At 58.2% G+C, this 24,312-nt stretch carries 23 protein-coding genes; 12 read left to right on the top strand and 11 right to left on the bottom strand.

Features of this window, described 5'->3' with window-relative positions; genetic code table 11:
• Positions 1-57 precede the first annotated feature (57 nt).
• Both PCPL58_RS10360 and PCPL58_RS10355 read left to right on the top strand, forming a co-directional pair.
• A complete protein-coding gene (locus PCPL58_RS10360) occupies positions 58-495 on the top strand; it encodes a hypothetical protein (protein ID WP_065349356.1) in 438 nt (145 codons plus the stop codon).
• On the top strand, positions 492-899 hold the full coding sequence (locus tag PCPL58_RS10355) for an META domain-containing protein (protein WP_003363249.1): 408 nt from the start codon (positions 492-494) through the stop codon (positions 897-899). The genes PCPL58_RS10360 and PCPL58_RS10355 overlap by 4 nt, the downstream gene beginning before the upstream one ends.
• Positions 900-1,067: 168 nt before the next feature.
• Here the strand turns inward: PCPL58_RS10355 and PCPL58_RS10350 are convergent, their stop codons facing one another.
• Positions 1,068-1,535, bottom strand: coding sequence for a TlpA disulfide reductase family protein (locus PCPL58_RS10350; RefSeq protein ID WP_003363250.1), 468 nt, complete (start codon positions 1,533-1,535; stop codon positions 1,068-1,070).
• A gap of 129 nt (positions 1,536-1,664) precedes the next feature.
• Here PCPL58_RS10350 and arsC point away from each other — a divergent pair, with 129 nt between their 5' ends.
• The 3 genes from arsC (at position 1,665) to PCPL58_RS10335 (ending at position 3,391) form a co-directional block, all read left to right on the top strand.
• On the top strand, positions 1,665-2,018 hold the full coding sequence (arsC, locus tag PCPL58_RS10345) for an arsenate reductase (glutaredoxin) (protein WP_003314592.1): 354 nt from the start codon (positions 1,665-1,667) through the stop codon (positions 2,016-2,018).
• On the top strand, positions 2,015-2,620 hold the full coding sequence (wrbA, locus tag PCPL58_RS10340; RefSeq protein ID WP_003363251.1) for an NAD(P)H:quinone oxidoreductase: 606 nt from the start codon (positions 2,015-2,017) through the stop codon (positions 2,618-2,620). Before arsC ends, wrbA begins: the two co-directional genes overlap by 4 nt.
• A 99-nt stretch (positions 2,621-2,719) precedes the next feature.
• Positions 2,720-3,391: a DNA-3-methyladenine glycosylase I gene (locus PCPL58_RS10335; RefSeq protein WP_065349355.1), complete on the top strand. Its 672-nt coding sequence runs from the start codon at positions 2,720-2,722 to the stop codon at positions 3,389-3,391.
• 6 nt (positions 3,392-3,397) lie between these two features.
• Here the strand turns inward: PCPL58_RS10335 and ttcA are convergent, their stop codons facing one another.
• Positions 3,398-4,222 (bottom strand): tRNA 2-thiocytidine(32) synthetase TtcA, encoded by an 825-nt coding sequence (gene ttcA / locus PCPL58_RS10330; RefSeq protein ID WP_058417405.1) that lies wholly within the window; start codon positions 4,220-4,222, stop codon positions 3,398-3,400.
• Between the two features lie 193 nt (positions 4,223-4,415).
• Here ttcA and PCPL58_RS10325 point away from each other — a divergent pair, with 193 nt between their 5' ends.
• Positions 4,416-4,910 (top strand): SprT family zinc-dependent metalloprotease, encoded by a 495-nt coding sequence (locus tag PCPL58_RS10325; protein WP_003434357.1) that lies wholly within the window; start codon positions 4,416-4,418, stop codon positions 4,908-4,910.
• 66 nt (positions 4,911-4,976) lie between these two features.
• Here PCPL58_RS10325 and PCPL58_RS10320 read toward each other — a convergent pair whose 3' ends face one another.
• From PCPL58_RS10320 to PCPL58_RS10305, 4 genes are all read right to left on the bottom strand, one after another.
• Positions 4,977-6,329, bottom strand: a complete 1,353-nt coding sequence (locus PCPL58_RS10320) for a dicarboxylate/amino acid:cation symporter (RefSeq protein WP_003363255.1) — start codon at positions 6,327-6,329, stop codon at positions 4,977-4,979.
• Positions 6,330-6,789: 460 nt separating this feature from the next.
• Positions 6,790-8,136, bottom strand: a complete 1,347-nt coding sequence (locus PCPL58_RS10315; protein WP_003434355.1) for an ATP-binding protein — start codon at positions 8,134-8,136, stop codon at positions 6,790-6,792.
• Positions 8,133-8,810 (bottom strand): response regulator, encoded by a 678-nt coding sequence (locus PCPL58_RS10310; RefSeq protein WP_003407750.1) that lies wholly within the window; start codon positions 8,808-8,810, stop codon positions 8,133-8,135. The genes PCPL58_RS10315 and PCPL58_RS10310 overlap by 4 nt, the downstream gene beginning before the upstream one ends.
• A gap of 27 nt (positions 8,811-8,837) precedes the next feature.
• Positions 8,838-9,188 carry a hypothetical protein gene (locus PCPL58_RS10305; RefSeq protein WP_003363261.1) on the bottom strand — a complete coding sequence of 117 codons (351 nt, stop codon included), beginning with the start codon at positions 9,186-9,188 and terminating at the stop codon, positions 8,838-8,840.
• A gap of 173 nt (positions 9,189-9,361) precedes the next feature.
• Here PCPL58_RS10305 and PCPL58_RS10300 point away from each other — a divergent pair, with 173 nt between their 5' ends.
• On the top strand, positions 9,362-10,150 hold the full coding sequence (locus tag PCPL58_RS10300) for a dienelactone hydrolase family protein (protein WP_065349354.1): 789 nt from the start codon (positions 9,362-9,364) through the stop codon (positions 10,148-10,150).
• A gap of 114 nt (positions 10,151-10,264) precedes the next feature.
• On the opposite strand, the gene PCPL58_RS10295 is transcribed toward PCPL58_RS10300, so the two are convergent.
• Entirely contained in the window at positions 10,265-10,798 is a 534-nt protein-coding gene (locus tag PCPL58_RS10295) for an REP-associated tyrosine transposase (protein ID WP_058417403.1), read from the bottom strand.
• Between the two features lie 724 nt (positions 10,799-11,522).
• Between PCPL58_RS10295 and PCPL58_RS10290 the strand changes: the two genes are divergently transcribed.
• On the top strand, positions 11,523-12,248 hold the full coding sequence (locus PCPL58_RS10290; protein ID WP_197676935.1) for a 4'-phosphopantetheinyl transferase family protein: 726 nt from the start codon (positions 11,523-11,525) through the stop codon (positions 12,246-12,248).
• Here PCPL58_RS10290 and fhuF read toward each other — a convergent pair whose 3' ends face one another.
• From fhuF to PCPL58_RS10275, 3 genes are read right to left on the bottom strand one after another with little or no spacing between them, the layout of a single operon-like run.
• Entirely contained in the window at positions 12,249-12,995 is a 747-nt protein-coding gene (gene fhuF / locus PCPL58_RS10285; RefSeq protein WP_065349352.1) for a siderophore-iron reductase FhuF, read from the bottom strand. It lies immediately after the preceding gene.
• Complete coding sequence (locus PCPL58_RS10280; RefSeq protein WP_065349351.1) at positions 12,953-14,563, bottom strand: ATP-binding protein; 1,611 nt, start codon at positions 14,561-14,563, stop codon at positions 12,953-12,955. The genes fhuF and PCPL58_RS10280 overlap by 43 nt, the downstream gene beginning before the upstream one ends.
• 4 nt (positions 14,564-14,567) lie before the next feature.
• Positions 14,568-15,305, bottom strand: coding sequence for a response regulator (locus PCPL58_RS10275; protein WP_162273815.1), 738 nt, complete (start codon positions 15,303-15,305; stop codon positions 14,568-14,570).
• Positions 15,306-16,019: 714 nt separating this feature from the next.
• On the opposite strand from PCPL58_RS10275, the gene PCPL58_RS10270 reads away from it, so the two are divergent.
• The 4 genes from PCPL58_RS10270 (at position 16,020) to PCPL58_RS29375 (ending at position 22,978) form a co-directional block, all read left to right on the top strand.
• Entirely contained in the window at positions 16,020-18,932 is a 2,913-nt protein-coding gene (locus PCPL58_RS10270; protein WP_003434349.1) for a ribonucleoside-diphosphate reductase subunit alpha, read from the top strand.
• Between the two features lie 224 nt (positions 18,933-19,156).
• The gene (locus PCPL58_RS10265) at positions 19,157-20,404 is read left to right on the top strand and encodes a ribonucleotide-diphosphate reductase subunit beta (protein ID WP_002554639.1); all 1,248 of its coding nucleotides are present in this window, start codon (positions 19,157-19,159) and stop codon (positions 20,402-20,404) included.
• Between the two features lie 356 nt (positions 20,405-20,760).
• Positions 20,761-21,614 (top strand): IS5 family transposase gene (locus tag PCPL58_RS29380; protein WP_102136180.1). Its coding sequence is split into 2 segments (ribosomal slippage): positions 20,761-21,109 and positions 21,109-21,614, totalling 855 coding nucleotides; the frame shifts between segments, so codons are not numbered across the junction.
• A 35-nt stretch (positions 21,615-21,649) separates the two neighbouring features.
• Complete coding sequence (locus tag PCPL58_RS29375; RefSeq protein WP_232002920.1) at positions 21,650-22,978, top strand: ATP-binding protein; 1,329 nt, start codon at positions 21,650-21,652, stop codon at positions 22,976-22,978.
• A gap of 328 nt (positions 22,979-23,306) precedes the next feature.
• On the opposite strand, the gene PCPL58_RS10245 is transcribed toward PCPL58_RS29375, so the two are convergent.
• Positions 23,307-24,284: an IS5 family transposase gene (locus PCPL58_RS10245; protein ID WP_065348561.1), complete on the bottom strand. Its 978-nt coding sequence runs from the start codon at positions 24,282-24,284 to the stop codon at positions 23,307-23,309.
• Positions 24,285-24,312 lie beyond the last annotated feature (28 nt).

The raw sequence follows: 24,312 nt of genomic DNA, 5'->3' as shown, positions 1-24,312 counted from the left end.
GCCTGACACTCCAGCGTGGACAGAGCATGTTAGGATGCGCGCAATTTTGGAGGACCCATGGTCGAACACGATTTTCGCTACAGCATGCTCAACCCCCAGCACACGCTGACCGAATGCCGCACGCTGGCACCCGGTCGCTACCAGGTCACCGGCAACGGCGGCTCGATTCACGATAACGACCAGTTATTGGTGACCATCAAAGGCAGCAAAAGCCTGCACATGCGCCTTACCGTCGAAAAAGTCCGGCACCTGATCAACCCGCCCGGCCAGTGGATTGCGGTGGCCAAAGGCCCGGTATTCGACGAGTTGGCGATTCATCAGTGGAAAGTGAATTGCGACAGCTGCACCGCCGAACTGAACTTCGAGTTCATGGTAGAGAGCGAGCTGGGCGTCAAGGCGCAGAAACCGGCCGCTACCGCGCGCATCGCGGAGCTGGGCTGGAAAACCGAGGGCGAGAAGCATTTCTGCAAGAAGTGCCAGGAGAAAGCGGCATGAAACAGTTTGCGCTCCTGAGCCTGATCGGCGGCGCGCTGCTGGCCGGTTGTACCGCTGACACGCTGCCGATCCAGCAGGATCACAGTTATGTAACGGAGTGGATAGGCGAACGTCCGCTGATCGATAACAGTCGCTTGACCATGACGCTGGGTGCCGATGGCCGTGCGTATGGCAATGCGGGCTGCAACCACTGGTTTGCGCCCTATACGCTGAACGATCACAGCATCAGTTTCGGTCCGGTGGGCAAGACGCGCAAGATGTGTGCGCCGGCGTTGATGGAGCAGGAACAGCGCTTTATCAAGGCGATCAGCAGTGTGCAGCGCTGGGATATCTCGCCCATCGAGCAGTTGCGTCTGTGGCCAACGCAGGGCAAGCCATTGCGTTTCTGGCTGGAAGACAGCTGATGTAACTATCGTGCCAAAGCTCAGCGTAACTTGCGACGCGTAGCGTCCAGAACTGCATTCCCTCGCTGGAGCGCAGGGAACGATCACTATCGTGCGACGCTCCGCGTCGCATGCCGTTCTGGACGCTCCGCGTCCTCTTTCGACGCAGAGCGCCCAGAACCGATCTGATCACCCCTCACCGCGCAACGTCTTGAGCTTCTGGATCACGGTGGCGGCTGACTGCTCGCCGAGCAGTTGTTCGCGCATCTTGCCCTTGTCGTCGATGATGTAGGTCACCGGCAATGCCTCGGAGGGCGGCAGGCTGTATTGCTCGGCCGGGTCCTGGGCGAGCACGGTGAATTTGATGCCCAGTGCATTGGCAGCGCTTTTCAGCTCGTCGCCCTGCAGGTTGTCGAAGTTGACCCCCAGCACGGTGACCTTCTTGTCCTTGAGCTGCTCGGACAATGCATTGAACTCCGGAACCTCGGTACGGCAAGGGCCACACCATTCGGCCCAGTAGTTGACCACCAGCCAGTGCCCTTTGATGCGTTCGCTGGCGACCTTCTGGCCATTCTGATCTGTGCCCAGGTCCACGCCACATCCGCTGAGCAGCAAACTGCCGAAAAGTATTACCGCTGCTGTTAATCGCCTTGCCATTTGCCTGTTTCCTCGCCCCGTTCAACCTGCAATTACTTATACCCAAGCCACGACTATTGACCATCTGATATGTCGGACAGTGCCATCGCTGGTTAGAATACGCCACCCCACACAAGATGCGACGTGCAAATGACCGATCTGACGCTGTATCACAACCCGCGCTGCAGCAAGTCCCGCGGCGCGCTGGAACTGCTTCAGGCCCGCGGCCTGACGCCGGACATCGTCCTGTACCTGGAAACCCCGCCCGACGCCGACCGTGTGCGCGACCTGCTCGGCAAGCTGGGCATCGGTGCCCGGCAACTGCTGCGTACCGGCGAGGACGATTACAAGCAGCTCAATCTGGCCGACCCGAGCCTGAGCGATGAGCAACTGATCGCCGCCATGGCCGCTCACCCCAAACTGATCGAACGACCGATTCTGGTCGCTGGCGACAAGGCTGTCATTGGCCGCCCACCCGAGAACATTCTGGAGCTGCTGCCGTGAGCACACCCTACATTCTGGTCCTTTATTACAGCCGCAACGGCTCCACCAGCGAAATGGCCCGGCAGGTTGCCCGCGGCATCGAACTAGGCGGCATGGAAGCACGGCTGCGCACCGTACCTGCCGTTTCCGCCGACTGCGAAGCGACCGCCCCCGAGATTCCGGAAAGCGGTGCGCTGTACGCGACCCTCGACGACCTGAAAAACTGCTCCGGCCTGGCGCTGGGCAGCCCGACACGCTTCGGCAACATGGCCGCGCCGCTGAAATACTTCCTCGACGGCACCAGCAACCTGTGGCTGACCGGCGCACTGGTCGGCAAACCCGCTGGCGTCTTTACCTCCACCGCCAGCCTGCACGGTGGTCAGGAAACCACGTTGATGTCGATGCTGCTGCCGCTGCTGCACCACGGCATGCTGATCATGGGCCTGCCCTACAGCGAATCGGCGCTGCTGGAAACCACCGGGGGTGGCACGCCCTACGGTCCCAGCCATCACGCCGGTGCCGATGGCAAGCGCGCGCTGGACCGTCATGAAACCGACCTGTGCCGCGCGCTGGGCCAGCGTCTGGCCAAGACCGCAGTGCAACTGGACGCGCCGCGCAGCTGAATCGGCAGAGCGCCGGATGCTTTCAGTTAAATCGTAAACTTGCAGGGCAAGGGTCGGTCTGAACCCTTGTCCTGCCTGTTGAATTTCTTTGGAGAACCGATGCACGACTACAAATGGCTGAACGAGTATTGCCTGAATCGATTCGGCTCCGCCAAAGCTCTGGAAGCTCATCTGCCCTCCCCCAAAACACCCAGGCAACTGCAAGCCATCAGCGCCGACCGCTATCTGTCGACCATGGCCCTGCGGGTTTTCCGCGCAGGCCTGAAACACAGCCTGGTGGACGCCAAGTGGCCAGCGTTCGAAGAAGTGTTCTTTCGCTTCGACCCGGAAAAAGTCGTGCTGATGGGCGCCGATCACCTGGAACGGCTGATGCAGGACGCGCGCATCATTCGTCATCTGGGCAAGCTCAAGAGCGTGCCGCGCAATGCACAACTGATTCTGGACATCGAGCAGGAGCATGGCAGTTTCGGCAAGTTCATCGCTGAGTGGCCAGTCGATAACATCACAGGCCTGTGGCAGTACATCGCCAAACACGGTAACCAGATGGGCGGCCTGTCAGCGCCGCGCTTTCTGCGCATGATCGGCAAGGACACCTTCATTCCGACCTGGGATGTGGTTGCCGCCCTGAACGCGCAGGATATCGTCGACCGTGTACCAAGCAGCAAACGCGATCAGGCGATCGTGCAGGACGTCTTCAACCAGTGGCACACAGAAAGCGGTCGGCCGATGTGCCAGCTGTCAGCCATGCTGGCGTTCACCGTCAACCACTGAGTGCCGTCAGAGATTGACCACATTGACGAACCGCGACGCAGCGGTTTCGTCGATGCGCAGGTTGCCGAAATCGAACAGGTTGCGGTCGGCCAACTGCGAGGGCTGCACGTTCTGCAGGGCGCGGAAGATGCTCTCCGTCCGGCCTGGCGTCTTGCGCTCCCAGTCCTGCAGCATCTCCTTGACCACCTGACGCTGCAGGTTCTCCTGCGAGCCGCACAGGTTGCACGGGATGATCGGAAACTGTTTGAAATCCGAATAGGCCTGAATGTCCTTTTCATGGCAGTACGCCAACGGACGAATCACCACGTTGCGGCCGTCATCGGCCCGCAGCTTGGGCGGCATGGCCTTCAATGAGCCATTGAAGAACATGTTGAGAAAGAATGTCTCGACGATGTCGTCGCGGTGGTGCCCGAGCGCCATCTTGGTGGCACCGATCTCGTCCGCGAACGTGTAAAGCGTGCCGCGACGCAGCCGTGAACACAGCGAGCAGGTGGTCTTGCCTTCGGGGATCAATTCCTTGACCACTGAATACGTGTCTTTCTCGACGATGTGGTACTCGATACCCAGTTCTTTCAGGTAGGCAGGCAGCACGTGCTCAGGGAAGCCGGGCTGCTTCTGGTCCATGTTGACCGCCACGATGTCGAACTTGATCGGCGCGACCTTCTGCAAGTGCATCAGCACATCGAGCATGGTGTAACTGTCCTTGCCGCCGGACAGGCAGACCATGACCTTGTCACCCTCTTCGATCATGTTGAAGTCGGCAACCGCTTCGCCGGCCAGCCGACGCAGACGTTTCTGCAGTTTGTTCTGATTGACTGAAAGGGTGCCCATGTATGGAATATCCGCTGACGGTAGCTTGAGAAAAGCCGGACATTTTACCCGTAACCGACCATTGGTTAAATATGCTGCGCTCTTACTGTTCAGACAGGCGACCACACTGGATCAAAAATGACCACCGGGCGGCTGGCGTGTTCAGAGCTTAGCCACATTGCGGCATACTTGGCGCACTGGAGAACCCCACAGCATGCCCGAACAACTCAATTCACGCGTCGAGACCTGTTACCAACAAGCCGAAGCCTTCTTCAAGCGCACCTTCAAACGCCCGGTGGTCAGTTTCCAGTTGCGCGGTCAGAAGGCCGGTGTCGCTCATCTGCATGAAAACCTGTTGCGCTTCAACCCGCAGCTCTACAAGGAAAACGCCGAAGACTTCCTGCGCCAGACCGTGCCCCACGAGGTTGCGCACCTGATTGCCCACCAGTTGTTCGGTGGCAGCATTCAGCCGCACGGCGAAGAATGGCAATTGATCATGCGCGGCGTCTATGAGCTGCCGCCCAATCGCTGCCATACCTATGCGATCAAACGGCGCAGTGTGATCCGTTACATCTACCGCTGCCCGTGCCCCGACAGCGACTTTCCGTTCACCGCGCAGCGTCACGGCATGGTCCGCAAGGGACGGCGCTACCTGTGCCGTCGCTGCCGCGAGCCTCTGGTGTTCAGCGGCGAGACGCGCACGGAATAATCCTCCGGCAAACTGCAGGCATAAAAAAACCCATCCGAAGATGGGTTTTTTATGGCCTGAAGGTTATCAGACGGTCTTGGTGGTGTTCACCGCAGCCGCTGGAGTCGGGCCTTCGGCAACGCCGAGGTCGTCTTCAGGACGGGTTTCCAGAATGGCAGAGCCACCGGAAGCCAGCTCGGACTGCAGCTTGTCGGTGTCCAGCTCGCCGACCCACTTGGCAACCACAACGGTAGCAACAGCGTTACCGACCAGGTTGGTCAGGGCGCGGGCTTCGGACATGAAGCGGTCGATACCCAGAATCAGCGCCAGACCGGCAACCGGCAGGTGGCCTACAGCCGACAGGGTCGCAGCCAGCACGATGAAGCCGCTACCGGTTACGCCGGCAGCACCTTTGGACGACAGCAGCAACACCAGCAACAGGGTGATCTGGTGCGTGATGTCCATGTGCGTGTTGGTCGCCTGAGCGATGAACACGGCAGCCATGGTCAGGTAAATCGACGTACCGTCCAGGTTGAACGAGTAGCCCGTCGGGATAACCAGACCAACCACAGACTTCTTGGCACCCAGGCGCTCCATCTTGATCAGCATGCGCGGCAGGGCCGATTCCGAAGAAGAAGTACCCAGTACGATCAACAGCTCTTCACGGATGTAGCGAATCAGCTTGAAGATGCTGAAGCCGTGAGCGCGGGCGATCGCGCCCAGTACAAACACGATGAACAGAACGCAGGTGATGTAGAAGCAGATCATCAACTGACCCAGCTGCACCAGCGAGCTGACGCCATAGGCACCGATGGTGAAGGCCATGGCACCGAACGCACCCAGCGGGGCCAGTTTCATGATCATGTTGATGATGTTGAACATCACGTGGGCGAAGCGATCGATGAAGTCCAGAACCGGCTTGCCGTAGGCACCCAGGCGATGCAGCGCGAAGCCGAAGATCACCGAGAACATCAGCACTTGCAGGATATCGCCGTTGGCAAACGCGCCGACGATGGTGTTCGGAATCACGTTAAGGATAAAGCCGACGATGCTCTGATCCTGACCGGCAGTGACGTAGGCGGCGATCTTCGAAGCGTCGAGCGTGCTGACGTCAATGTTCATGCCGACACCCGGCTGAACCACGTTGACCACGATCAGACCGATCAGCAGGGCGATGGTCGAAACGATCTCGAAGTACAGCAGCGCGTAGCCGCCGGTCTTGCCGACCGACTTCATGCTCTGCATGCCGGCGATGCCGCTGACAACGGTACAGAAGATGATCGGGGCAATGACCATCTTGATCAGTTTGATGAACCCGTCACCCAGCGGTTTTAACGCCTTGCCGGTGTCCGGATAGAAGTGACCGATCAGGATACCGATGACAATCGCTACGATTACCTGAAAATAGAGGGATTTGTAGATGGGCTGACGAGTCGTCATTGCAGTTTTCCTCAAGGGCGTCGTCGGCATCTTCACCTGATGCACGCGAGCCTATAAAGCGCTAACCCTCCTGCACTGGAGGGATTTGTTTTGTCGAGCTGCGCAAGGCAGGCCTCTGCCATGTAGGTAGCAATACGCGTGCCATAGAATCATTTTGATATCAAAACCCCGCAATACAAGGCGCACACTGGTAACGGTAGTAGGGATTCGACAGGAGAGGTGGCGGTTTTCCGCCGTATGGTGGGAAAAATGCGCACACAGTGGCGGGTATCCGCCTTTTTCTGTGGCGACTGGAGTGCTCGGTGACGCGCAAAGGTGTGACGCAGAGCGTCACCAACGGCATTGCCACGCTGGAGCATGAGGAGCGACAGGTGTGTTAACACTATCGTGCCAATGCTCCGCGTTGGCACGCCGTTATGGACGCTCTGCGTCCGCTCTTGAAACTGGGGCGAACACACCCTCACTGCGCCAGAAAATGAATCCTGAACGCCGCGCCACCCAATGGGGAATCGCCCAGCGTCAGTTGCGCGCCGTAGCTTTCGATGATGTCCTTGACCACCGCCAGGCCGATGCCTTGCCCGGGGTTCTGGCGGTCCAGCCGTTCGCCGCGTTCGAGAATGCGGGCACGCTGGCTCTGCGGGACGCCGGGGCCATCGTCTTCGACGCACAGCTCATCGCCGTCCGCTGAGCGGGTAAAGCTCACGCGCACTTCGCTCAGGCACAGCCGATAGGCGTTTTCCAGCAGGTTGCCGAGCATTTCCAGCAGCGCACCCTCCTCCATGTGCACCTGGCAGTGCTCGGGGAGGTCCAGCGTGGCCTTGACCTGTTTGTCGCGATACACCTTGTCCAGCGTGTTGCACAGGCTTTCGACCACAGGCCGCAACATCACGTGATGGCGCACCAGACCGCTTTTGCGCAGGCTGGCCCGCTGCAGTTGATAGCCGATCTGCTGGCTCATGCGTTCGATCTGCGATTGCAGCACCCACGCCTGCTCGACATCCTCGGGACGCTTGGCGATGTTCTCGCTTACGCCCTGCAAGACCGCCAGCGGGGTTTTCAGGCTATGCGCCAGGTCATCCAGAGAATCGCGGTAACGGATCCGTTGCTCCCGCTCGCTGCGCAACAGGCGGTTGAGCGAATCGGTCAGGCGCAGCAGTTCGCTGGGGTGTTCTTCGCTGAGGCTGTCGCGCGCACCGGCTTCCACTTGATCCAGTTCCTGGCTCAAGCCGCGCAAGGCCCGCAGCCCCCAGGTCAGGCCCATCCACAGCAACCCGAGCAGCACCGCCAGTGCTGCGCCAAAGCCCAGATAGAGCTTGCGGCGCAGACCGTCGATGGTTTCCTGATAGCCGCGCAACGGCTGCACGGCAACGATACTGAACGCGGCATTGCGCCCGCCGAGCAGCCGGATCTCGACGTCATAGACGAAATACTCATCGCCATTGATTTCCTTGATCTTGGTAAACTCGCTGCCCTGCCCGTCGTATTGCGGGCGGTAGTCGATGTTTTCGCCTTCGGTCGACAACGAGCGCCAGACCATCTGCCCTTGGCGGTTATAGATGTAACCCAGCAGTCGGCTGCCGGGCAGATTGAATTGTTCGCCCGGCAATACTGAGGGCATCAACAAATGGTCGTTTTCGACGCGAGCCGCCGAAATCATGGTCGTTACATCAGAAGCCAGGCGTTGCTCGATCGCTCCGCGCAGCGCCAGGCTGAACGCCCCCTGCAGTGCAGGCAGCATCAGCAGCATGAAGATCACCGCCAGCGTGGCGGCACCCAGCATCAGGCGCAGGCGAAGCGAACGAATCACGTACAGCGCTCATTGAACAGATAGCCCATGCCGCGCACGGTTTCGATAGGTTTGAAGGCCACGCTGCTGTCCAGTTTGCGACGCAGACGACCGACCAGCACTTCGATCACGTTCGGGTCGCGCTCGTCGTCATCGGGGTACAGCTGCTCCATCAGGCGCTCCTTGGGCACCACTTGCTGATGATGGAGCATCAGGTACTCGAGAATGCGGTATTCGTAGGCCGTCAGCGCCAAGGGCTGCTCGGCCAGGGCGGCGTGCTTGCGATTGAGGTCCAGCAACAGCGGGCCAGCCGTGATGGTTGACTGGATGAAGCCGCTGGAACGCCGTAACAAGGCATTCAGCCGTGCTTCCAGTTCTTCGAACTGGAAAGGTTTGACCACGTAGTCGTCAGCACCGGCAGCCAGGCCTTCGACCTTGTCCTGCCAGTTGCCACGCGCGGTCAGAATCAGAATCGGAAACGCCTTGCCCAATGTGCGCAGCTGGCGAATCAGGTCCAGGCCGCCGATGCCCGGCAAGCCCAGGTCGATCACCGCCAGGTCGTGATTGAATTGCGCGACCTGATACAACGCCTCTTCAGCGTTGGCCACCGCTTCCACCACATGCCCGGCTTCGGTCAGACGGGTTCGCAGGTGGTGGCGCAGCAGCGCTTCATCCTCAACTACCAACAACTTCATGCAGCTCTCCCAGGCACAATCGCAGCCTCAAGACAAAGAATGAAACGACATCGTCGCATCAGTACTCAACAGGCGGGCGCTGACGGGCACGTGCTGTGTCACATCATAGCTGCCCAGCAGGATTTCGCGGCTGACAGGCGCACCATTGTGAGTGCCCGTCAGGCTGCCGTAAACCGGCGGCGAATAAAGCGTCCCCGCCGAGACGTTGGAATGCGCCTGCTCCCCGAGCGCGTGTCCCCAGCTGTTGGTATCGTCAAGCCTTTCGCTGGTCTTGCTGAACTCGATACGGGCCACGTCAAGCCGACCATCACCCGCCTGCACCGCAGCACTGCCGCCCAGGAAAGCCAGGGCCAGGAAAAACTTGTTGAGATTCAACATATCGACTCCTTTTGCGCTCGGGGACGCTGTCAAGGTATGGGCCAACAGTAATCGCGCCGGGCTGAACCCCGACTGAACACTGCATGAACCGGCGCTGAACAGTCATCCGCACCCTGTGCAGCAGAATCGGCTATCGTTGTTTGCCACTTCAAAACATCAACAAGGAGCTGACCATGCGTGTGTGGATTGCAATGATCATGATGGGCCTGACCGGCCTCGCCCAGGCGGCAATCAAGACCGAGCAGATCGATTATAAAAGTGCCGACGGCACCAAGCTGGTGGGCTATTACGCTTACGACGACGCGGTAAAAGGCCCGCGCCCTGGCGTCCTGGTGGTTCACGAATGGTGGGGGTTGAACGACTACGCCAAGCGCCGCGCTCGCGATCTGGCTGCACTGGGTTACAGCGCGATGGCCATCGATATGTACGGCGAAGGCAAGAACACCGAACACCCGAAGGACGCGATGGCCTTCATGCAGGCCGCGTTGAAGGACAGCGATGCCGCAGACAAGCGTTTTGACGCCGGGCTGGAGCAATTGAAGCAGCAGCCTCAGACCGATCCGAAAAAGATCGCCGCGATCGGTTACTGCTTCGGCGGCAAGATCGTGCTCGACGCGGCACGCCGCGATGAGCCGCTGCTGGGCGTGGTAAGTTTCCACGGCGCACTGGTCACCAACACCCCGGCGAAACCAGGTATCAAGGTGCCAATGCTGGTCGAACACGGCGCCAAGGACAGCATGGTCACCCCTGAAAACGTCACCGCGTTCAAGAAGGAAATGGACGACGCCAAGGCTGACTACAAATTCGTCAGCATCGACGGCGCCAAACACGGCTTCACCAACCCAGACGCCGACCGCCTCAGCCACGGCGAACACGGCGGCCCGGACATCGGCTACGACAAGGCCGCCGATGAGAACTCCTGGGCGGACATGAAAGTGTTTTTCAAAAAGATATTTGGTTGAGCGATAACTGAAACTCCGCGTCCGCCCGAAACGGGGAGGACGCGGAGCGTCCGGAAAGGCATGCGACGCGGAGCGCCGCACGATAGTTGAGGTCATCGCTCCGCACGCTATGCGTCAATACCAGCGCTGAATATCGATCAAACCGCGCTGCCCCTCATAATCGCGAGCGCTGGAGTATCTCCAGTGCTCACCGATGTCCACATAGCCTCTCTTTACCGGGTTGTGGTGAATGTAATCGAGCTTCTGCCGCATCACCGCTTCATTCCACACCAGCTCCGCATGAGCCCCTTCCTGCCAGACCTGATAAACCCTGTCACTCTTGTGCAGACGCTTGACGAATCGCAGACGCTCCAGCGTGCTCTCGGCGTTGGCGTTCTTAAGTGCTTCGATTATCTGTCGAGCCGTAAATGACTTGAAACTACTCACACATTTGTCCAAGGCGGGCGCTTGGGCCACGAAGTGCAAATGGTTTTCCAGTACGACATACCCGAAGAGCTGCAGTCCTTGATGAGCCTGTTGGTAGCGCCAGGCGTTGAACAGAATGTCTACCAGAACAGGCCGGGTAAAAAGCGGTAACCACTCCACCACCGTGCACGTCAGGAAATGAGGCTTCTCAGGTTCGGTGATGGTGTATCTACTCCGGCCCATGTGTTCATCCTTGAATCATCAGAGCCGTGAAAAGTACCTTCCGACCGAGTACGTGGAAATAATGAAAGTGTGACCAGTTTTTTGCTATGCACCGCCAAGAGGACGCAGAGCGCCCGGAAAGGCATGCGACGCAGAGCGTCGCACGATAGTTGCGATGATCGTTCCTCACGCTCCAGCGTGGGAATGCAGTTCTCGACGCTCTGCGTCGCAAGAGGACGCGGAGCGTCCGGAAAGGCATGCGACGCGGAGCGACGCACGATAGTTACGATCATTCCGCACGCTCCAGCGTGGGAATGCAGGTCTCGACGCTCTGCGTCGCAAGAGGACGCGGAGCGTCCAGAAAGGCATGCGACGCGGAGCGACGCACGATAGTTGTGGTGATCGTTCCGCACGCTCCAGCGTGGGAATGCAGTTCTCGACGCTCTGCGTCGCCAAGAGGACGCAGAGCGTCCGGAAAGGCATGCGGCGCGGAGTGCCGCACGATAGTTGCGATGATCGTTCCTCACGCTCCAGCGTGGGAATGCCGTTCTCGACGCTCTGCGTCGCCAAGAGGACGCGGAGCGTCCTGAACGGCATGCGACGCAGAGTGCCGCACGGTAGTTGCGATGATCGTTCCGCACGCTCCAGCGTGGGAATGCAGGTCTCGACGCTCTGCGTCGCCAAGAGGACGCAGATGTTACCAGTGCCCTTCCCTCCAACCCATTCCCCCGGCAAAATGCCGCCCATGACTCGACTATCCGACCTCCCCATCTGCTGCCCGGAACTGATCCGGCATTGGCCGTTGCCACAAGCCTTGCCGGGAGCGGTACTGGTGAGTGGACATTTTGATCCGCTCAAGCTGGTCGACGGCGACTTTCAGCGTTGTGAGCTGCAAATGCCGGCGAGCATTCAGCGTTCGGTGGCCAAGCGTCAGACTGAATTCCTCGCCGGTCGTCTCTGCGCCCGCGAAGCCATGCGTCAGCTGGATGGCCGCTTACATGTTCCGGTGGTGGGGGAAGACCGCGCGCCAATCTGGCCCGCAGATGTCTGTGGTTCGATCACTCACAGCACCGGCTGGGCTGCCGCCGTGGTGGCGCACAAGCAGCAGTGGCGCGGGTTGGGGCTGGACACGGAAAACCTGCTGAGCCACGACCGCGCCTCACGCCTGGCCGGGGAGATTCTGACGGCGACCGAGCTGGCAGAGATGGCGGCGGGTCCCGAAGATCAGATCGCACTGCGCGTGACCCTGACCTTTTCGATCAAGGAAGCGCTGTTCAAAGCGCTCTACCCCATCGTGCACAAGCGCTTCTACTTCGAAGACGCGCAACTGCTGGAATGGTCCGCCGACGGCCGCGCACGGCTACAGCTGCTGATCGACCTGTCCAGCGAGTGGCATGCGGGCAAGGAGCTGGACGGTCAGTTCAGTGTGCAGGACGATCACCTGTTGAGCCTGGTTGCCGTCGAAGGTTGATCAGCCGGGCAGCGGACAATGTTCGCAACGCCCAACCCACTCGACCCGATGACTCAAACAGCACACACGCCGTTGCCTGCGTGGTTCGCCGCCCTGCGCCTGCGGCACATAACGCACTGCCTGAAACAGAGGATTGGCGCGCCCGTCCGGCCTTTTCTTCTCGCTTAACAGCGCCAGCCCCGCAGCCAGCGACACATCACTGCACGTGGCCAGTTGCGCAAGGCAGCCCTCCAGATAATCCCCGGCGCTGCTCCATAACACCGCGGCAGGCAGTCCGCCATAAGCGCTCAGCGATGCAATGAAGGGCTGAAGATTGTCATCGAGCAATCCGGCAAAGCGCTGAAACGGATCAACCGACATACCCCGGCAGAGGCGTCCCTCCCCCGCCAGCCTGACGCCGCTCGGCACGCCGCGCTCATCCAGCGCCAGCGCCACCTGCTCAAGCTGCAACGGCCAATGCCAGTCATGCACCAGGCCGGCCACCAGCACCGGCGGAATCAGTTGCATGAAGTAAAACTTGGCCCACTGCGACACCAGCACCGGCAATTGATCGGGCATCAGCTGCGGCCCGTAAACAGCCAGCAGCAGTTGATCGAGACGCTCGGGTTGCAGCAGATCAGGCAACGTCACTACCGGGCGCGCATCATCCGCCGTCAGCAACGTCCGCCCGAACTGCGCAAATGGCCCGACAAACAACGGCAAGCTCAACGCGGCACCTGCGTGCGCGGCCAGGACAGGCTGAAGCACGCCCCGCCCAGGCTGACGCTATGCCCGATCAGCGCACGACCTTCATGCCAATGGATGATCCGCCGCACGATCGACAAGCCCAGCCCATGCCCGCCCGAGGCTCGGGTGCGGCTGTCATCGATGCGCATGAACGGTGTGAAAATCTGTTCCCACGCCTGTTCCGGAACGCCAGGACCATCGTCGTCCACGTCGATACGGCACTGCTGCGCCTCCAGCCGATAGCTGATGCGCACCTCGTTCTCGGCATGGCGCAGCGCATTGCTCACCAGGTTCTGCACCGCGCGGTGCAGGTAGCGCGGCTCGCCCTCGACCCAGGCAGCCTCACCCTCTTCGGCCCTCAGGCATTCGCCGCGCGAAACCCGTACGTCGGCGCGCAATGGCGCCAGTTCGGCGATCACCTGATCGATCAGCGCATCCAGATCGACACGCTGGAAATTCAGGGTCGGCGCGCCCTGCTCAAGACGCGCGTAGGTGAGCATCTCATCGACCAGCTTGTCGAGGTCCTGGATATCGCTGTCCATGCCGCGCATGTATTTGCGCCGCGCCTCGGGAGTGGCGGCGTCGCTGACCATCTCCAGACCGAAACGCAGCCGCGCCACCGGCGTGCGCAGTTCGTGAGACACCGCGCGCACCAGTTCGCGCTGGATCATCAATGAGCGTTGCAGGTGTTCGGCCATGCTGTTGAACGCCGCCGCCACACGCCCCACCGAGTCGGAGCCCTCGGTCGGCACGCGGGTGTGCAGGCTGCCCCGGGCAATCTGCGTGGCGGCCGCCTCCAGCTCCAGCACCCGTCGCTCCAGACGCCGCACCAGCAAGTACACCACCAAACCGATCAGACACAGGCCCATCAAGGCGATCAGCAACAGCCAATGCAGCGGATAAGGGTTCATCTGGTACAGCGGACCGATTTCCAGCACCCAGTTGGTGTCGACGATCCCGGCCAGCACGCGGATCGAATCGCCGCCCTTGCCCAGCGCCATGACCGTATCGCCCTCATAGACGCGGCGGCGCTGGTCATCGTCCAGATCCGCCTGATCCAGCGCCAGCAGGTGCAGGTCGAAACCGAATCCCTTGTCGCTGCGCAGGGCCTGCAGCCGCGCCGGTTGCTCGTCGACCGGAAAGCGCACCAGTTCATCGATCAGCAGGTAGATAGTGGCTCTCGCCAATTGTTCGGTGATCTGCTGCACTTCGCCGGTCAGCAACAGCGGCTCCTTGTCGCTCAACTGACGATAAACCCTGGCAGCGTGCGGCCCGATCTGTTCGACCACCACCTTGCCGCGCGCCAGTTGGCCCAGTGCGCTGCTGTCGAGGTGAGCCTGCTCAAGACTTTGCAGGCTCAGGGGAATTCCCAGCAGGCGCTCCCAGATCGCCAGGGCGCGGCGCCGTTCGATGCCATCAAGCGGCACCAGATTGTCGGCCATGATCGTAAAAGTGCCGTGAGCCAAGCGCTCGCGGTACTGCTCGCCGCGCGACTGATTGAGCACATGCAGGGCCAGCACGCCAAGCAGCGCGACCAGCACCAACACGCCAAGCACACCACCGTAGATGCGCAGAAAGATCGAATTCATCAGGTCATCCGCTGAACACGCGGCCGCTCATGTCCTGCGCCGCTTCGGGCACAAACAGATAGCCCTTGCTGCGCCCGGTCTTGATCAGACGCGGATGAATGGGATCGTCGCCGATTTTCGGGCGGATACGCGAGATACGCACATCGATGGAGCGATCCTGCCCGTCGTACCCCACGCCGCGCAACGCAGTGAATATCTCTTCGCGGGACAGCGTGCGCCCGGCGTTGGCCACCAGCAGCCACAGCAGGTCGAACTCGGCACCAGTCAGTTCGATGCTCTGCTCGCGCAGCCAGGCCTCACGCAGTGCGTTGTCCACCACCAACGGACCGAACACCAGACGGCGCAGCTCGGCAGCCGGCACCTGCGGCGCTTCACTGCGGCGCAGCAGGGCTTTAATACGCGCCAACAACACGCGCGGATGCACCGGTTTGCAGACGAAATCGTCGGCGCCGGTGTCGAGTCCTTCTATATGGTCGGTATCATCGGTGCGCGCGGTGAGCATCAGGATCGGCCCGTCGTAGCGGTCACGTACGCTGCGGCAGATGCTGAAACCGTCCTCGCCGGGCAGCATCAGGTCGAGGATCACCAGATCCGGCTGCTCGGCGATGATCCGCGCCGCCGCCAGCGCGCCGTCGCCTTCGATGCTCACGCGCAGACCGTGGCTCTGCAGGTAATCGCTGGTCAGTTCGGCCAGTCGCTGGTCATCCTCGACGATCAGCACGTGCCAGGCATGTGGCTCCACAGCAATCTTCCTTGTCGTTATCGAGCGCTTTTTGTTTTTGAAATGCAGGGGTTGCGGCACCACGTCGCAGGCGAGTGTAGCAACCCTTGCGCGGATCACACGACACCGCACGCGGCATAGCACATGACATGCCAGAACGGCCTTTCAGCTGTGTTTTTTTGTGATAGGGTTCGCGCCCTTAAAAATCAGCAGTGCCTCACCAGTGCCTACAGAAAACGGTGACAAACGGTCACGATCCAGTAGTTATGCGGCCTACACGCAAGGTGTTCGATTCATACACAAACTACACACACTTTATCCACAAGCGGTGCGTTGCAATTCATGTCCAAAACGCATTATCTTGTAGCCCGGCGACGAGACACACCCTACATGTGGGGTTTTGAATAAAAACGCCAGCACAACTCAAATGGGAAATTCAAGCATTTTTGTTGCGTCTGAGGGGTTGAACTTCAAGCCAGTTTAGGCACCAAGACGCTCGCGCGTGAACCAGAGCCATCCCGTACACGTTTTGCAACATCGAACACGCACTCTTGATCAGATTTTCGAAGGATCGGGCATAGCCCGGTCCTTTTTGGCTTCAAAACCTGGAAGCGGCGACAGCACCCCGCTTTCACCTTCGTTTTGGAGCCCTTTGGTCGCCTTTTGCGACTGACTGCTCTAAACGAAATGGTGGGCAGCAATGCCCGAACAAACTTAAAGAACGTGGAGTCACACATGCAAACAGACACAACTCGCGAGAACTCGCCGACCGGCGCGCCGCAGGCAAGCCAGACCCAGCAGGATCTGTCTGCCACTGCCCCCGGTCAACTGCGCGTGATCAAGCGTAACGGTACTGTCGTTCCCTACACGGACGACAAGATCACCGTTGCCATCACCAAGGCGTTTCTTGCAGTTGAAGGCGGCAATGCTGCTGCCTCGTCGCGCATCCATGACACCGTTGCACGCCTGACCGAACAGGTCAGCGCCACGTTCAAGCGTCGCATGCCTTCGGGCGGCACCATCCACATCGAAGAAATCCAGGATCAGGTCGAACTGGCACTGATGCGTGCCGGCGAGCAGAAAGTGGCTCGCGACTACGTCATCTACCGTGACTCGCGCGCCAAGGAGCGTGCCGTTCGCGCCCCCGAAGAGCAGGTCCAGGCTCACCCGTCGATCCGCATCACCCGCGCCGACGGCAGCTTTGCGCCGCTGGACATGGGCCGCCTGAACACCATCGTCACCGAAGCGTGCGAAGGCCTGGCTGAAGTCGACGCCGACCTGATCCAGACCGAAACCCTGAAAAACCTGTACGACGGCGTGGCGCTGAAAGACGTCAACACCGCGCTGGTGATGACCGCCCGTACCCTGGTCGAGCGCGAGCCGAACTACTCGTTCGTCACCGCCCGCCTGCTGATGGACACCCTGCGTGCCGAAGGCCTGGGCTTCCTCGGTGTCGCCGACAGCGCCACTCACCACGAAATGGCCGACCTGTACGCCAAGGCGCTGCCTGCCTACGTCGCCACCGGTATCAAGTTCGAACTGCTCAACCCTGTGCTGGCCGAATTCGACCTCGAAAAACTCGGCAAGGCGATCAACCACGAGCGTGATCAGCAGTTCACCTACCTGGGCCTGCAAACCCTGTACGACCGTTACTTCATCCACAAGGATGGCGTGCGTTTCGAACTGCCGCAGATCTTCTTCATGCGCGTGGCCATGGGCCTGGCAATCGAAGAGAAAGCCCGTGAAGACCGCGCCATCGAGTTCTACAACCTGCTGTCGTCGTTCGACTACATGTCGTCGACCCCGACGCTGTTCAACGCCGGCACCCTGCGTCCACAGCTGTCCAGCTGCTACCTGACCACCGTGCCGGATGACCTGTCGGGCATCTACCACGCGATCCACGACAACGCCATGCTGTCCAAATTCGCAGGCGGCCTGGGTAACGACTGGACACCGGTTCGTGCGCTGGGCTCGTACATCAAGGGCACCAACGGCAAATCGCAAGGCGTCGTGCCGTTCCTGAAAGTGGTCAACGACACCGCCGTTGCGGTCAACCAGGGCGGCAAGCGCAAGGGCGCTGTCTGTGCCTACCTGGAAACCTGGCACATGGACATCGAAGAGTTCATCGAGCTGCGCAAGAACACCGGTGATGACCGTCGTCGTACCCACGACATGAACACCGCCAACTGGATCCCTGACCTGTTCATGAAGCGCGTCTTCGACGACGGCCCGTGGACCCTGTTCTCGCCATCCGAAGTACCGGACCTGCACGACCTGACCGGCAAGGCCTTCCAGGAGCGTTACGAGTACTACGAAGCGCTGACCGAATACCCAGGCAAGATCAAACTGTTCAAGACCATCCAGGCCAAGGATCTGTGGCGCAAGATGCTCTCGATGCTGTTCGAAACCGGCCACCCTTGGCTGACCTTCAAGGACCCGTGCAACCTGCGCAGCCCGCAGCAGCACGTGGGCGTGGTTCACAGCTCGAACCTGTGCACCGAGATCACCCTGAACACCAACAAGGACGAGATCGCGGTCTGCAACCTGGGCTCGATCAACCTGCCGAACCACATCGTCGACGGCAAGCTGGACACCGACAAGCTCAAGCGCACTGTCGATGTAGCGGTACGCATGCTCGATAACGTGATCGACATCAACTACTACTCGGTACCGCAGGCCAAGAACTCCAACCTGCGCCACCGTCCGGTCGGCCTGGGCATCATGGGCTTCCAGGATGCGCTGTACCTGCAGCACATCCCGTACGGTTCCGATGCTGCCGTGCAGTTCGCCGACACGTCCATGGAAGCGGTCAGCTACTACGCCATCCAGGCGTCCTGCGACCTGGCCGACGAGCGCGGTGCCTACGAGACGTTCCAGGGTTCGCTGTGGTCCAAAGGCATCCTGCCGCTGGATTCGCAACAGATCCTGATCGAGCAGCGTGGCGAGAAGTACATCGATGTCGACCTGAAGGAAACCCTGGACTGGGCGCCGGTTCGTGCCCGTGTGCAGAAAGGTATCCGTAACTCGAACATCATGGCCATCGCACCGACCGCCACCATCGCCAACATCACTGGCGTGTCGCAGTCGATCGAACCGACCTATCAGAACCTCTACGTGAAATCGAACCTGTCCGGCGAATTCACCGTGATCAACCCGTACCTGGTACGCGACCTCAAGGCCCGCGACCTGTGGGACTCGGTCATGATCAACGACCTGAAGTACTACGACGGTTCGGTACAGCAGATCGAGCGCATCCCGCAGGAGCTCAAGGAGCTTTACGCGACTGCTTTCGAAGTGGACACCAAGTGGATCGTCGACGCGGCAAGCCGTCGTCAGAAGTGGATCGACCAGGCTCAGTCGCTGAACCTGTACATCGCTGGCGCTTCGGGCAAGAAGCTGGACGTGACCTACCGCATGGCCTGGTACCGTGGTCTGAAAACCACTTACTACCTCCGTGCCCTGGCCGCGACCAGCACCGAGAAATCCACCGTCAACACCGGCAAGCTCAACGCAGTATCGAGCGGCGGCCACGGCCCGGACGACTCGGCGATCACCGCCCCGCGTCCAACCGAAGCAGCACCGGCCGGCCCGGCCCCAGTGCCAAAGGCTTGCGCAATCGACGAGCCGGATTGTGAGGCTTGCCAGTAGGCAACCCACCTCGCCCCCACAGCGCGTTTAGAACTGTGGGAGCGAGCTTGCTCGCGAAGAGGCCGGTAAGGGAAACCTACCCTTACCGCCCGCCTCCTCACCCAAAGGCCTCAAAAGCCAAAAATTCATGTTCCTTGCGCGCAACACCTTAAAAGCAAGCAACACCCCCTCTGGATCCAACAGGCCAGTCCACCCGACTGACCCTCAAGCAGGAGAAGTACACCATGCTGAGCTGGGACGAATTCGATAAAGAAGACGGCGAAGTAGTCGCCAAAGCGACCAACGCCGGCCACGCCAACGAAGCCAACATGGACCGCCTCGACAGCGCCGGTGGCCTCGCAGCCCAGGAAGCTCGCGCCGTAACCGCCGCCGACTCCGCTGCCCTGATCCGCGCCAAGAAAGCGCTGGACGCACTGGACGTCGCTGAAGGCCTGGCCGAGCTCGAAGGCGCCAGCGCCCGCGTCGCCGTTGACGAAAAAATGATGATCAACTGCCGCGCCGACCTCAACCAGCTCGTACCTTTCAAGTACGACTGGGCCTGGCAGAAGTACCTGGACGGTTGCGCAAACCACTGGATGCCGCAAGAAGTCAACATGACCGCCGACATCGCCCTCTGGAAAAACCCGGAAGGCCTGACCGACGACGAGCGCCGCATCGTCATGCGCAACCTGGGCTTCTTCTCCACTGCCGACTCGCTGGTTGCCAACAACCTGGTGCTGGCCGTGTACCGCCTGATCACCAACCCGGAGTGCCGCCAATACATCCTGCGCCAGGCCTTCGAAGAAGCGATCCACACCCACGCCTACCAGTACTGCATCGAATCGCTGGCCATGGATGAAGGCGAGATCTTCAACATGTACCACGAGATCCCATCGGTCGCTAAAAAAGCGGCCTGGGGCCTGAAGTACACCCGTTCGATCTCCGATCCGAAGTTCGAAACCGGCACCGTCGAAACCGACAAAGAGCTGCTGCGCAACCTGATCGCTTACTACTGCGTACTGGAAGGCATCTTCTTCTATTGCGGCTTCACCCAGATCCTCTCCATGGGCCGCCGCAACAAGATGACCGGCGTCGCCGAGCAGTTCCAGTACATCCTGCGCGACGAGTCCATGCACCTGAACTTCGGCATCGACGTGATTAACCAGATCAAAATCGAAAACCCACACCTGTGGGATGCCGAGATGAAAGAAGAAGCCACGCAGATGATCCTGCAAGGCACCCAGCTGGAAATCGAATACGCCCGCGACACCATGCCCCGCGGCGTGCTGGGCATGAACGCGGCGATGATGGAAGACTATCTGAAATTCATCGCGAACCGTCGTCTGAGCCAGATTGGCTTGAAGGAAGAGTATCCAGGGACGACCAACCCGTTCCCTTGGATGAGCGAGATCATGGACCTGAAGAAAGAGAAGAACTTCTTTGAGACTCGGGTTATTGAGTATCAGACGGGTGGGGCTTTGAGCTGGGATTGATTTGCAGGAGTGTTGACTGATACTGTAGGGCCGGGACGTGATTTCCCGGCCTTTTAGTATCTGTAATACTTCAAATTTTCAAGACTTCATTTCGTCAATCAATATGAACCTTAGATTATAGATTTGGGCGCTGCAACTCTACAATAAAAGCCTTAATACTTGAAAGTGGCAAAAAGCCATGCTATAAACAGAAAATATTGATTTCGATAGAAAAAAATAGTTAAAACGAAGCGAAAACCACTGATTGAAGGAAAAATTAGTGAAAATTTATAATTTTAAGCCTAGAGCAAGACTAGGGATTGTCTGAAAAGTCGCGTTCGTTAGAATGATGCCCTCTGGTTGCCAGGAGAGCCGTCATGACAGGCCGTTATGAAATTTCATCTGAGCGTTGGGCGATCATTGAAGCCATTGTTTCCCCTCCTCAACACATGGGGCGGCCAAGGCGCGATGATCGTCAGATGCTTGATGGAATCTTCTGGATTTTGTGCTCTGGCGCCAAATGGCGGGATCTTCCAGAACGTTTTGGGCCTTGGAAGACCGTTTACCAGCGCTTCAGGCAATGGCGTGACAACGGCACGTTCAAGCAGGTTCTGCGCCACCTTCATCTTCGTTTGCGAGAAGACGGGTTTATCGATCTGGATACCTGGATGGTCGATTCCACGTCAATCCGGGCCGCCCGGGCTGCCAGCGGTGCTGGAAAAAAAGGGGCCCGCAGGAACCGCAACACCACTGTCTCGGCCGAAGCAGGGGCGGACTGACCACCAAAATACACCTCGCCTGCGACAGTCATGGCTTCCCGCTGGCCATCATGCTGTCGCCCGGCGAGCAGGCTGACTCGCGCCACTTCATGCCGTTGCTGGATCAGATCAGCCTTCCTGGCAGCAGGGGTCGCCCGCGCAAGCGTTGCCGTTATGTGCTTGCCGACAAGGGTTATGACAGTCAGGTTATACGTCAGTACTGCGACCGCTACGGCATGCAGCCGGTGATTCCGCTGCGCAAGATGCATCGCAAGCCTCGACCCGGCTTGCCTCGGCTGTTTGACAGGCCTCAGTACAAAAAACGCAACGTTATTGAGCGAGTATTCAGCTGGCTTAAGGAAAAACGTCGGATCTGTACGCGTTACGACAAACTGGCCAGCAGCTTTAAAGCCATGGTCACACTGGCCTGCATCGAAAGATGCTTGCGGGCTGACTTTTCAGACAAACCCTAATTAGGACCATCGGTGACAAATTAGTCAGTGGCCCTGTGGCAGCCATAGTAGAACTGGTAAAAAACTCTCATGATGCAGACTCTCCTTTTTCCATAATAAAGTTTATATCTAACAACCTGCAAACATCTACAAGTATAGAGATCCTAGACCTAGGTCACGGAATGAAGTATGAAACATTAATTGGATCATGGATGGAGCCCGCTACAGAACATAAAGTAAAAAAAACACATTCAGATAAAGGTAGAAAACTACTTGGTTCTAAAGGGATAGGTCGCTTTGCAGCGTCCAGGTTAGGAGACTCGATGACGTTAGTTACCGCAGCTCTCAGCGAGGATAAGCTAAGCGTAGAGATAACTACGGTACGAATAAACTGGAAAAGCTTTGACGGTGAAAAATATCTAGATCAAGTGCCAATACAAATTAGAAAGTCTTTTCGACCACCTGATCACACAACCGGTACAACGATAAGAATAAGAAATCTTAGAGATGAATGGGTCTCGAATGAAATTCTTGAGCTATATCGGGAGCTGCGTCGACTAGTATCTCCACTGAAGAAAGAAGACGCAAAAAGTAGCAGTCATTCAATTCCAAAATTCTCAATATACTTAGATCTGACCAAAGCGTTTAAAAAATCCATACCATTACCATTAATAGATACTGCGGGTAAAACGCCAACAAAAATCGAGCCCGCGCCTATACTGGAGAGTGCCGACTACGTAGTTACGGGAGAGTTTGATAATTCTGGTAAGTTTGAGGGCCTAATGACATTCAATGCATTAGGAAAGCCTTTTTCAGAGAAAATATCAGGAAACTTTGATATTGCAGAAGATTCCGGACTAGCTCCTTGTGGAGATGTAAAAATACGTCTACTTATATTTGATCGAGAAGCGTCATCTATAGATCAACTGATTGAAAGAGCAAAGCTGACCGGATATGGTAAACGAGCGGCGAGACAAATTCTAGACGAAATGACAGGAGTGGGTATTTATAGAGATTCGTTTAGAATTAGACCATATGGTGATAAGGATCAGGACTGGCTGGAGCTTAGCAGACGTAAGGTTGATAATCCCTCAATGCGTATTGGCCCTAACCAAATAGCTGGCTTCATATTCATTGCTGATGAGAAAAGCAGTGACCTCATTGAGCGGAGCAGTCGAGAAGGCCTTGAAGCTAATGGTGCTTACAAAAGATTACAGATTTGTTGGGCACGACTATTGAACCCATGCGCCGAAACGTTCGTGAGGGCACAGGAAAAGGTAAAAGAAAGAGCCGACATGAAAATTTTATCGAAGCTGCAGAATTCACTTGGAAAGAGAAAGTGCTTTCGGAAATACCGGCCAATAAAAGACCAGCAGCTCGAATAATTATCGAGTCAGCCCAGGAAGATCTGAAAAAGAAACTAACTGAACAAATAGCTCATGAGAGAGTACTTGAAGCTAGAGCAACTTTAGGCAACATAATAGCGGAGGTACTACACGAGTTTCGCACGCCACTAAAGTCTATTGGAGGAGTTCTTCGTCATATTGCGCTTGACTGGGCAGTACTAAGGAAGGTCTGAAGTAGGCAGACTTTTTAACCCTCCCGTTGCTTCAAAGTTTCAAAAAACGTCGTTTCAATCGAAAATCAGACCTTTGCCTCGCCCAACTCCTCTTTTTTCTTCGGACAAGCGCTTTTTAGCGTCAATTGTCCACATTACAGGCGCACCTCTCCTGTATTCAGCAGTCGTTTTCGCATCATCCACAGATTGGACAGAGCAAATAGCGTGGTCTGCTGCGCAGTGTTTTTCAGCAGGCCTCGGAAGCGTACTTTCGTATAACCAAACTGGCGTTTGATCACTCGAAACGGATGCTCAACCTTGGCGCGCAGTTGAGCTTTCGCGTATTCGATTTTGCGACGCATGCGCCCGATCAGACTTTCCTTTGCATGCTTTTTATAACTGCTGGGCCGCGCTGCAATCGACCATATCATTTGGCGATTTTGATGCTCGGGACGCTTTTCGACACCGGTGTAGCCCGCGTCGCCAGAGACGTAAGTTTCTTCTCCGTGCAGTAACTGGTCGACCTGAGTTACGTCAGCTACATTCGCCGCCGTGCCCACCACGCTATGCACCAAACCGGATTCGGCATCGACACCGATGTGCGCTTTCATCCCGAAGAAATATTGATTTCCTTTCTTCGTCTGGTGCATTTCAGGGTCACGTTTTCCGTCCTCGTTCTTGGTCGAACTCGCCGCATGGATGATCGTTGCATCGACCACGGTGCCCTGGCGCAGCAACAAACCACGGTCGCCCAAATAGCCATTGATGACCTGCAAAATCCCACCGGCCAGCTCATGTTTCTCCAGCAGTCGGCGGAAATTGAGGATCGTGGTTTCGTCCGGAATCCGATCCAGGTGCAGTCCTGCAAACTGTCGCAGAATTGTGGTTTCGTAGAGCGATTCTTCCATGGCCGGATCGCTGTAGCCGAACCAGTTTTGCATCAGATGAACCCGCAACATCGCCATCAACGGATAGGCAGGGCGACCACCTTCGCCCTTTGGATAGTGTGGCTCGATCAGTTTGACCAAGCCATTCCAGGGCACGACCTGATCCATCTCGATCAGGAAGCGTTCACGGCGGGTTTGTTTGCGTTTGCCAGCGTATTCGGCGTCAGCGAAGGACATCTGCTTCATCGGGACTCAACCGTTCAGTGCTTGGGAC

The organism is Pseudomonas cerasi (assembly GCF_900074915.1).
GTDB classification, from domain to species: domain Bacteria; phylum Pseudomonadota; class Gammaproteobacteria; order Pseudomonadales; family Pseudomonadaceae; genus Aquipseudomonas; species Aquipseudomonas cerasi.
Note: the sequence above shows the minus strand (reverse complement) of the source record. Positions and strands in the feature narration are given on the sequence as shown.

Excerpts from the sequence above, each read along its gene's own strand:
- PCPL58_RS10265 (WP_002554639.1), top strand. The coding sequence starts at position 19,157 with ATGCTGAGCTGGGACGAATTCGATAAAGAAGACGGCGAAGTAGTCGCC.
- PCPL58_RS10280 (WP_065349351.1), bottom strand. The coding sequence starts at position 14,563 with ATGAATTCGATCTTTCTGCGCATCTACGGTGGTGTGCTTGGCGTGTTG.
- PCPL58_RS10305 (WP_003363261.1), bottom strand. The coding sequence starts at position 9,188 with ATGTTGAATCTCAACAAGTTTTTCCTGGCCCTGGCTTTCCTGGGCGGC.
- PCPL58_RS10325 (WP_003434357.1), top strand. The coding sequence starts at position 4,416 with ATGCCCGAACAACTCAATTCACGCGTCGAGACCTGTTACCAACAAGCC.
- PCPL58_RS10295 (WP_058417403.1), bottom strand. The coding sequence starts at position 10,798 with ATGGGCCGGAGTAGATACACCATCACCGAACCTGAGAAGCCTCATTTC.
- PCPL58_RS10270 (WP_003434349.1), top strand. The coding sequence starts at position 16,020 with ATGCAAACAGACACAACTCGCGAGAACTCGCCGACCGGCGCGCCGCAG.
- PCPL58_RS10335 (WP_065349355.1), top strand. The coding sequence starts at position 2,720 with ATGCACGACTACAAATGGCTGAACGAGTATTGCCTGAATCGATTCGGC.
- PCPL58_RS10360 (WP_065349356.1), top strand. The coding sequence starts at position 58 with ATGGTCGAACACGATTTTCGCTACAGCATGCTCAACCCCCAGCACACG.
- PCPL58_RS10300 (WP_065349354.1), top strand. The coding sequence starts at position 9,362 with ATGCGTGTGTGGATTGCAATGATCATGATGGGCCTGACCGGCCTCGCC.
- PCPL58_RS10245 (WP_065348561.1), bottom strand. The coding sequence starts at position 24,284 with ATGAAGCAGATGTCCTTCGCTGACGCCGAATACGCTGGCAAACGCAAA.
- PCPL58_RS10290 (WP_197676935.1), top strand. The coding sequence starts at position 11,523 with ATGACTCGACTATCCGACCTCCCCATCTGCTGCCCGGAACTGATCCGG.
- arsC (WP_003314592.1), top strand. The coding sequence starts at position 1,665 with ATGACCGATCTGACGCTGTATCACAACCCGCGCTGCAGCAAGTCCCGC.
- PCPL58_RS10310 (WP_003407750.1), bottom strand. The coding sequence starts at position 8,810 with ATGAAGTTGTTGGTAGTTGAGGATGAAGCGCTGCTGCGCCACCACCTG.
- PCPL58_RS10355 (WP_003363249.1), top strand. The coding sequence starts at position 492 with ATGAAACAGTTTGCGCTCCTGAGCCTGATCGGCGGCGCGCTGCTGGCC.
- ttcA (WP_058417405.1), bottom strand. The coding sequence starts at position 4,222 with ATGGGCACCCTTTCAGTCAATCAGAACAAACTGCAGAAACGTCTGCGT.
- PCPL58_RS10350 (WP_003363250.1), bottom strand. The coding sequence starts at position 1,535 with ATGGCAAGGCGATTAACAGCAGCGGTAATACTTTTCGGCAGTTTGCTG.
- PCPL58_RS10320 (WP_003363255.1), bottom strand. The coding sequence starts at position 6,329 with ATGACGACTCGTCAGCCCATCTACAAATCCCTCTATTTTCAGGTAATC.